This window comes from Corynebacterium sp. 20-84 (assembly GCF_053479455.1).
The window spans coordinates 195,349-202,331 of the sequence record NZ_JBRBCB010000004.1 but is presented as its reverse complement, the minus strand read 5'-3'; the positions used below and the strand labels follow the sequence as shown (position 1 = coordinate 202,331).

Below are 6,983 nucleotides of genomic sequence, written 5' to 3'. Positions count from 1 at the left end.
CGACATACATCGAGTTCTATAACAATCACCGAATCAAGATCAGCCTCGATGGCTTGAGCATTGCCGAATATCGAAAAGTCAATGTAGCGTGAGATCGAAACTGTCTAACAAAACGTCCGCACCCCGTTTTTTGACCCTTAACCCTTCGTTCGTGTGCAGCATGGCGGCCAGCATAACGAAAACCTCCGGCCTGCTTCTGCATCGAAGCTGACCGGAGGTTCCGTTTGCATTTTGTACCCCGTACGGGATTTGAACCCGTGTTACCGCCGTGAGAGGGCGACGTCCTAGGCCGCTAGACGAACGGGGCAAAGGACTTTATGTCCAGCAATTCAATAAAGTTTCATCTCTACTGAACTGCAGCTGGCCTACCAGGACTCGAACCTAGAATGACGGTACCAGAAACCGTAGTGTTGCCAATTACACCATAGGCCATCGTTTCTCAGTGCTTCCTGCTTTGTGCGGGTCGCTCTGAACAACGACGATTACTATAACCACACCGGCGATACAGGACCAAATCAGCTGGTCAACAGCAGTGAAAAGGTCACCAGTAATCACACCGGTGTGATTAGCAATGCAGGCTGCGCGCCTTACTCACCGGAGGCCGGCACGAAGGGAGTCTGCTCCCGCGCGGCACGCAGGCGAGCCAGGGTGGATTCGCGGCCGAGCAGCTCCATCGACTCGAACAGCGGCGGCGAAACAGCTGCACCGGACACAGCCACGCGCAGTGCACCGTAGGCCTTGCGGGGCTTGAGGCCGAGATCGTCGATAAGCGCGCCGCTGAGCGCGTTCTCGATATTCTCCGTCGTCCATTCGCTGATGCCCTCGAGTGCGGTGATGCCCGCGTCGAGCGGTTCGACGGCGTCTTCCTTGAGGTTCTTCTTTGCCGACTTCTCGTCGAGCGTGAGCTCCGCGTCCGGGATGACCAAGAACTTCAGCAAGTCATAGGCGTCCCCGAGCATCTTGATGCGGGTCTGCACGAGATCGGCTGCGACGGCGAATTTATCCTCCGGGTAATCCGCCGGGAAGTCCGTGTACTCACTCAAATACTCGCGCAGGCGGTTCTTGAAGTCCTCCGGCTCGAGCATGCGGATGTGGTCGGCGTTGATGGCCTCGAGCTTCTTCTGATCGAAGCGCGCCGGATTGGCCAGCACATCGTTGATGTCGAAGGCCTTGACGAACTCGTCGACGGTGAAGATGTCCTGATCCGCCGACAGAGACCACCCGAGAAGGGCAAGGTAATTGATCATGCCCTCGGGAATGATGCCGTTGTCGCGGTGATTGAACAGGTTCGATTCCGGGTCACGCTTGGACAGCTTCTTGTTGCCCTGCCCCATCACGAACGGCATGTGGCCGAATTCCGGCGTGAAGTCAGTGACCCCGATGCGCTGCAAAGCCTCGTAGAGAGCTAGCTGACGCGGGGTGGACGAGAGCAAGTCCTCGCCGCGCAGCACGTGCGTGATGCCCATGAGCGCGTCGTCGACGGGGTTGACCAGGGTGTACAGCGGTGCACCATTGGAGCGCGCCACGACATAATCCGGCTGGGTGGATGCCTTGAATTCCACGTCGCCGCGAACCAGGTCGTGCCACTTCCAGTCTTTCTCCGGCATGCGTAGGCGCCAGACCGGCTCGCGGCCCTCCGCCTTGAACGCCGCGACCTGCTCGTCAGTGAGATCGCGGTCGAAATTGTCGTAGCCGAGCTGCGGGTCGCGGCCGGCGGCGATGTGCCGCTCCTTGACCTCGTCGGCCGTGGAGTACGCCGGGTAGACCTCGCCAGCTTCGATCAGCTTGTCCAGGATCTCCTTGTAGATGTCCATGCGCTGGGACTGGCGGTACGGCTCATGCGGTCCCCCCTTGACCACACCTTCGTCCCATTCCATGCCGAGCCACGTCAGCGAATCAATGATCGCCTGGTAGGACTCCTCGGAATCACGGGCGGCATCCGTGTCCTCGATACGGAACACCAGGGTGCCGCCGGTGTGTCTAGCTTGCGCCCAATTGAAAAGCGCCGTCCGGACCATCCCCACGTGGGGTGTTCCGGTCGGCGAAGGGCAAAAACGTACTCGTACAGGTGCGTCAGTCATGCACCCAACTGTAGCGCGCTAGAGGACGGCTGATTTCGTGGGCAGCTTATTTGCTCACGCGGGACAGCACTGCCCACATATCGTTCGCGGTGGACGGGTTGTACCACCAGAAGTGGTTCGACCCGTGAACCTTGATGGCCTGCACCGGCTTCTTGCATCCGGTGGCCGAGACACGGGTGGCATTATTGCTCAGCGGAGCCTTGTTGATGCGGCCGATATTGCACCCGTTGCGGCGCTCGTACGAGCTGAACAGTTCCGGCACGCCCAGGTAGCGGGTGCCGCGGCGGACACCGCCGTGGTAGTTCGTGAGCGTGTCGTTCGTGCCGTGGTAGGCCAGGAATGCGACCGGGATGTTCTGGCAGTTGGAATTCACCGGCCAGTAGTACGCGCCGGATACGCCGGCGACGCCTGCGAACAGATCGGCCATATGGCAGGCGGACACGGCAGCCATGCCGCCACCGGTGGACATGCCGGTGGCATAGATGCGGCGACGGTCAATGTTGTAGTAGCGCTGCACGTCGTTGATCATCGCGCGGACGAAGCGGATGTCCTCGCCGGGACGGGTCGCTGACGTAGCAGAACCCTCCCACGAAGTGCCGATCGCACGCGGGTAGACGATGATCGCGTCACGGCCCACGTTCGATTCGCGCAGGCGGGAGTAGTTCCGGAAATTCTCCGTCGAATCCTGGTACGCCGAGTACCCCACCATCACCGGGGTCGGACGCGAGGCGTTGTAACCGCGCGGCACCCAGATCAAGTACGAACGGTTACCCACACGGATCTCACCATTGTGCCCCGGAGCCACCGGCTGCCCAGCAGTCGCACGCCACGGGCCCGATGCCGGCTTCGCTGCGGGAGCCGAAGGCTGCCCCGGAGCCGGGAACGGGTTATAGGGCACCGAGGAGCCAGACGGCACCGTGCCGTTGACCTGACGCGCCATATCGTTCCATGCGCGGTTCGCGTCGTTAGCAGCGCCAGCAGCAGCCTGCTGGACCGCATTCGCTGCATTGCTGGAACCGGCAGTCAGCTGATCGACATTCGGGATGCCCTGGGCTTGGGCGGGAGCTGCGGCGATGCCGACTGCCATGAGCATGCTGGCGGTGGCACCCACGATGCGGCGGCGCCAGAGGGAGGCGGATTTCATCTGCGGCCTTTCAGGAAAATAAGAGAGTTGAGGCAGAAAGTAGGCCATCGAGGAGCGCTCCATCGCTTACCCCCAACAGTCACTTGCGTAACACTAGTCCCAGACAAACCCCACTGCAATAGAGGTATAAAAACTGCTGGAATTTCTCTGAAATTCCCAGAACAGCGCCGGTACTTCCCGCCCGACCCCCCTACCCTGAACCGACTCCCGACCCCGCACTAGAATCGGCACACATGTCATCTCCCAGACCCGACTCCGCGCCTGATTTTCTCCTGTCCCGCGCGGACGGTTCTGTGCGCACACAAGGCTCAAAAATGAGCTTTATCGACGCCTGGGACGCCATTGCTGCACTCGACCGCGGCGAGGTCCCCATTGTCGTCGGCACACTCCCCTTCGACCGCGATGCCCCCGCCGCGCTGACCGTTCCCCAGCGCATCATTCGCGAACCCGGCCCCCTTGAGCCCCACGCCTACTACCGAACCGGCGACGGCGCCCGGCTTTCCGCCCGAGTCACGGGTTATGACCCGGAACCGCACGAGCATCTCCGCCGCGTGGAAGCTGCCGTGGCCACGATCAATGACTCATTATTGGACAAGGTCGTGCTTGCTCGCGCCGTGGACATCGGTTTCGACGAACCGGTCGACCCCCGTACGGTCGCCGCGCGCCTGATCGACCTCTCCCGGACCCGCGACGGCTTCATCGCCGACCTCACGCCCGCAGGAAAACACGGGCACATGATCGTCGGCTCCTCCCCGGAGCTTTTGATCAAACGCAAGGGACTCACGATCTCCTCGTATCCTCTCGCTGGGTCCGCCGCGCGTATTTTCGACGATCCCGCCGCCGACGAAGCCGCGGGACAAGCACTGGCCAATTCCGCCAAGGATCTCGACGAGCACGCGTACGTCGTCGAGCACATCCGCGACGTCCTCGCACCGCTTTGCGACGAACTATCCATTCCCTCCCGCCCTGTGCTGACCAAGACGAATGAGATGTGGCACTTGGCCACCCCGATTACCGGCACACTGCGCGACCCCGCCCCGAATGCGCTGGATTTGGCTGCCCGGCTCTACCCCACCCCGGCTGTCTGTGGCTCCCCACAGCACGCCGCTGAGGCATTGATCACCACTGCCGAATCAGACCGGTCCTTCTACGCCGGGACCGTCGGTTGGTGCGATCGAAGCGGCGATGGCGAATTCATGGTGACCATCCGCTGCGCCGAAGTCAATGGCGACGGCACCGCTGCCCGCGCATGGGCAGGCGGCGGACTCGTCGCCGCCTCCGAGCCGGAGGCTGAGCTCGCGGAAACCACCGCGAAGCTGCGCACGATCCAGCGCGCGCTGGGCCTTTAACCAGCGCTTAGGCGCGCTCCACCGGGTTGCGGAGTGTGCCGATGCCCTCGATCTCGACCTCGATCGTGTCCCCCGGCACCATTTCCGCGGTGCCCGCCGGCGAACCCGTGCAAATCACATCGCCCGGCAGCAGCGTGTAAGCCGACGTGATGAACTCGATGATCTTGCCCAGCTTCCAGATCATCTGGTTCGAATTCGAATCCTGCTTCGTCTCCGTGGTGCCGTCGTGCGTCAGGTGTGCTTTGATCGGCAGGTTGTCGAAGTCAAATTTATCCAGGTCAGTCTCGATCCACGGGCCCAGCGGGCAGAACGTGTCAATGCCCTTTGCACGGGCCCACTGACCGTCGGTGAACTGCAGATCGCGGGAGGAGACATCGTTGACGATGGTCACGCCCCGCACGACTGACTTCCAGCCCTCCGCCTTGACGTTCTTGCACGGCCGGCCGATGACGAGAGCGAGCTCGCCCTCGAATTCGACGCGGGTGGCAAACTCCGGGATCTTGATGGCCGCATCCGGCCCGATCACTGCTGTCGGGGGCTTGAGAAACAGAGTCGGCGGCAGGTGCTCCGAGGACTGTTTGAACACCTCGGCCACGTGGTCGGCGTAGTTACGGCCGATTGCCACTACCTTGCTGGGAAGCATCGGGGCAAGCAGACGCACATCCTCGAGCGCCCATTCCTTGCCCGTGTACTCCGGCTCCGTGAACGGAGTCGCTTTGATTTGCTTCGCAGTCGTCGCGTCATCGTCGATGACCGCGAAGGTCATTCCCTCAGGTGTGGCAATTCGTCCATAACGCATGCCAATGAGCATACGCCACCGTGGACTCTCACCGCTTAGGGATAGCCTTTCAATTCTGAATTATTGATAGCTGACAAACCACGGGCGCGGATCGACCGTGTTGTACGTCTGGTCCGGGGTGAACATCGGCATGTCCTCATCGATGAAGTTCTTCCATGCCATGAAGAACTGCGGCTGCAGATCCTCGCGCATCACATTCCACGTATCGAATTTCTGCCCCGGCGAGCCATGTCCGTCTGCGTGCAGGATGAACGACAACTCCGGCGCAGACGTCTTGATATTCTGGCGGTCCGGCAGCATCGCTACCTGGAACTGGTGCACGATCAATGCCTTCTGCGGCAGACCGTTCTCACGAGTGAGGTTCGCCAGCCATTCCGTGGCCTCATTGATCTCTGCGGCGGAAGCGGAGCCGACCTGCGCCGCCGGCTGCTGCCCCGGCTGGAGTTTCCACTCGGCGTCGAGCGCCAAACCCACATTCGGGCGCTTGAGCAGTTCCTCGTAGCGAACTGCCTGCTCCTTGAAGGTCGTCAGACCCGGCTGCAGGTCGATGACGGCATAGCCGCCCGCCTCAGTAATGGCGTCGATATACGGGATCAGTTCTTCCGGATCCGATTCGTTGGTGAAGTTCCCGTCATCGCCCGGTGCCGAGGACGCGACAGTGGCAATGACCTCGAAGGCGGGGATGATCTTCTCGTCGGTGAGCTCCTGGTACTGGCGCGCCCATTCCTTCACCACGCCCACAGCTTCGGCCGGCGGCTTCTCGCCCATCTGTCCCAGCGCGGGACCGGACGGGTGACCATACGTGGCGATCATGCGGCGCCCCGGGAACACGAGTCCACCGCCGCCCGGCAATTCGCCGTTCTTGGCCAATTCGATCGTGGTCCGGAACCGCTCACTGCTGCCGAATTGGCGGCCGAGCGCGAGCGCTTTCTTGCCGTTGACCTGATCCATCGATTCCTTGGTCACGCGCGGATCCGCGTAGGACAAAACCGTGACCGGAAGCTTGTTTGCCGCTGTCACCGCCGCAGCGAACGAGGTCAGCTCGGTGGCGAAGATCGGAACTTCACCCTCACCGCTCTTATCGGCCCCACCTGCATGAGCGCGGGCGTGGTCGACAATCGCCTTGATCTCGGCATCCTTGTCCGCCGTCACGGGCTGGGTGTCGGCGATGAGCTGGGTGTCTTCGCCGTCCGTTTCTTCGCCAGCCTTTTGCCCCACATTGATCACGCGTGTGGCGCCGAGTCGCTCAATCTCAGCGTCGACCGCCGCGGTGGCCTCGGCGGAGCTGTAGCGGATGAGCATCGGCGCGCCGAGTTCGACGGCGATGGCTGCCGCCTTCAGCTGATTCTCCCGGTCAGGCGCTGCGACAACGACCGTGTCGGATTCGGGGAAGAATTTCTGGGACACCTCGGCTCCCGTGCCGTCTGGGTCGGCAATGACCGCGGACCCGTCCGACACCAAGGAAGCCGCGAAGCTGTCCTTCTCGGCGGCGGCAGACGAGTCCTCCCCCTGCTTCCCGTCACCTCCGATGGCAGAGCAGCCTGCAAGCAGCATCGTGGTAGCCGCCATTACTGCGACGGTCGTGGTGAACCGGGAAGTCGAACGCATAA

At 62.0% G+C, this 6,983-nt stretch carries 6 protein-coding genes and 2 tRNA genes; 2 read left to right on the top strand and 6 right to left on the bottom strand.

Translation table 11 applies throughout. From position 1 onward, the window contains the following. The first annotated feature begins 8 nt into the window (after positions 1–8). Positions 9–92: a hypothetical protein gene (locus tag ACUY2Y_RS04735; protein WP_286362473.1), complete on the top strand. Its 84-nt coding sequence runs from the start codon at positions 9–11 to the stop codon at positions 90–92. A 142-nt stretch (positions 93–234) separates the two neighbouring features. Here the strand turns inward: ACUY2Y_RS04735 and ACUY2Y_RS04730 are convergent. The 4 genes from ACUY2Y_RS04730 to ACUY2Y_RS04715 all read right to left on the bottom strand — a co-directional run bounded on the left by ACUY2Y_RS04730 (position 235) and on the right by ACUY2Y_RS04715 (position 3,225). Beyond that, positions 235–307: transfer RNA gene (locus ACUY2Y_RS04730), tRNA-Glu, on the bottom strand. Positions 308–360: 53 nt separating this feature from the next. After that, positions 361–432: transfer RNA gene (locus ACUY2Y_RS04725), tRNA-Gln, on the bottom strand. Between the two features lie 155 nt (positions 433–587). Then, on the bottom strand, positions 588–2,081 hold the full coding sequence (gltX, locus tag ACUY2Y_RS04720) for a glutamate--tRNA ligase (protein ID WP_448325019.1): 1,494 nt from the start codon (positions 2,079–2,081) through the stop codon (positions 588–590). Positions 2,082–2,127: 46 nt separating this feature from the next. Further along, the gene (locus ACUY2Y_RS04715; protein ID WP_448325018.1) at positions 2,128–3,225 is read right to left on the bottom strand and encodes an alpha/beta hydrolase family esterase; all 1,098 of its coding nucleotides are present in this window, start codon (positions 3,223–3,225) and stop codon (positions 2,128–2,130) included. 233 nt (positions 3,226–3,458) lie between these two features. Between ACUY2Y_RS04715 and ACUY2Y_RS04710 the strand changes: the two genes are divergently transcribed. Further along, positions 3,459–4,574 carry an isochorismate synthase gene (locus ACUY2Y_RS04710; RefSeq protein WP_448325017.1) on the top strand — a complete coding sequence of 372 codons (1,116 nt, stop codon included), beginning with the start codon at positions 3,459–3,461 and terminating at the stop codon, positions 4,572–4,574. 7 nt (positions 4,575–4,581) lie between these two features. On the opposite strand, the gene ACUY2Y_RS04705 is transcribed toward ACUY2Y_RS04710, so the two are convergent. Together ACUY2Y_RS04705 and ACUY2Y_RS04700 are read right to left on the bottom strand one after the other, a co-directional pair. Further along, positions 4,582–5,373 (bottom strand): fumarylacetoacetate hydrolase family protein, encoded by a 792-nt coding sequence (locus ACUY2Y_RS04705; RefSeq protein ID WP_448325016.1) that lies wholly within the window; start codon positions 5,371–5,373, stop codon positions 4,582–4,584. A 60-nt stretch (positions 5,374–5,433) separates the two neighbouring features. Next, the gene (locus tag ACUY2Y_RS04700; RefSeq protein ID WP_448325015.1) at positions 5,434–6,981 is read right to left on the bottom strand and encodes a cell wall-binding repeat-containing protein; all 1,548 of its coding nucleotides are present in this window, start codon (positions 6,979–6,981) and stop codon (positions 5,434–5,436) included. Positions 6,982–6,983 lie beyond the last annotated feature (2 nt).

Coding starts and splice junctions, on each gene's coding strand:
- gltX (WP_448325019.1), bottom strand. CDS start 2,081: ATGACTGACGCACCTGTACGAGTACGTTTTTGCCCTTCGCCGACCGGA.
- ACUY2Y_RS04715 (WP_448325018.1), bottom strand. CDS start 3,225: ATGAAATCCGCCTCCCTCTGGCGCCGCCGCATCGTGGGTGCCACCGCC.
- ACUY2Y_RS04710 (WP_448325017.1), top strand. CDS start 3,459: ATGTCATCTCCCAGACCCGACTCCGCGCCTGATTTTCTCCTGTCCCGC.
- ACUY2Y_RS04705 (WP_448325016.1), bottom strand. CDS start 5,373: ATGCGTTATGGACGAATTGCCACACCTGAGGGAATGACCTTCGCGGTC.
- ACUY2Y_RS04700 (WP_448325015.1), bottom strand. CDS start 6,981: ATGCGTTCGACTTCCCGGTTCACCACGACCGTCGCAGTAATGGCGGCT.